Genomic DNA, 1092 nt, shown 5'->3' with positions numbered 1-1092 from the left:
GCCGTTCAACGTCGTACGGCAGCTCCTCCAGCCCGCGCTGCTGTCCCTGCTGCCCGGCGAGGCCCGCGAGTACCTCGGCGACTGGTACGACATCGGCTTCTCCCTCGCCACGACGCGCACCGCCTGGGACCGCCGGGCCGCCGTCGTCGGCGAGAGCCTGGAGGAACTCACCGAAGGCGTACGGGCGCTGGTGTCCGGCACCCCGTCCGCGGCCGTCATCCAGAACGCGGCCGGCCTCGGCGGCAAGGTCGGGTTCCTGTTCTCGGGCCAGGGCTCGCAGCGGATCGGCATGGGGCGCGAACTGTACGAGGCGTACCCGGTGTTCGCGGCGGCGTACGACGAGGTGTGCGCGGTTCTGGACGCACCCGTCGATGTGGACTCCGAGGAACTGAACCAGACGGGTTCGACGCAGCCGGCGTTGTTCGCCGTTGAGGTGGCGTTGTTCCGCTTGTTGGAGTCGTGGGGTGTCCGGCCGGATTACGTGGCCGGACACTCGGTCGGCGAGATCGCGGCCGCGCATGTGGCGGGCGTGTTGTCGCTGGAGGACGCGGCGAGGCTGGTGTCCGCGCGGGCTGCGTTGATGCAGGCGTTGCCTGCGGGTGGGGCGATGGTCGCGGTGCAGGCGACCGAGGACGAGGTGCTGCCGCATCTGACCGACGAGGTCGGTGTCGCGGCGGTCAACGGCCCACGGTCCGTGGTCGTTTCCGGTGCGGAGGATGCGGTCGCGGCGATTGCCGAGCTGTTCGCCGCTCAGGGTCGTAAGACGTCGCGGCTGAAGGTCAGCCACGCGTTTCATTCGCCTTTGATGGACCCGATGTTGGAGGAGATCGCGGAGGTCGTGCGCGGTCTGGTCTTCAACGAGCCGCGTATTCCGGTCGTTTCCAACCTCACCGGCCGCCTGGCCGAGTCGTACAACCCCGAGTACTGGGTCCGTCACGTCCGTGAAGCGGTCCGCTTCGCGGACGGTGTCCAGACCCTGCACGAACTGGGCGTGAGCACGTTCGTGGAGATCGGCCCGGGCGGTGTCCTCAGCGGCATGGCCCAGGGCTGTGTGGACGACGTCGTCACCATCCCTGTACTCCGAGCCGACCG

The 1092-nt window shown here is 69.0% G+C and carries 1 protein-coding gene; it reads left to right on the top strand.

Features of this window, described 5'->3' with window-relative positions:
• Window positions 1–1092 (top strand): acyltransferase domain-containing protein (locus ACWEN3_RS46845; protein ID WP_452984589.1); only part of this gene is annotated, 1092 nt, incomplete at both ends.

The sequence above is a fragment of the Streptomyces sp. NPDC004561 genome (genome assembly GCF_053602155.1).
The sequence above is the reverse complement of the archived record's forward strand: the minus strand, read 5'-3'. Positions and strand labels throughout refer to the sequence as shown.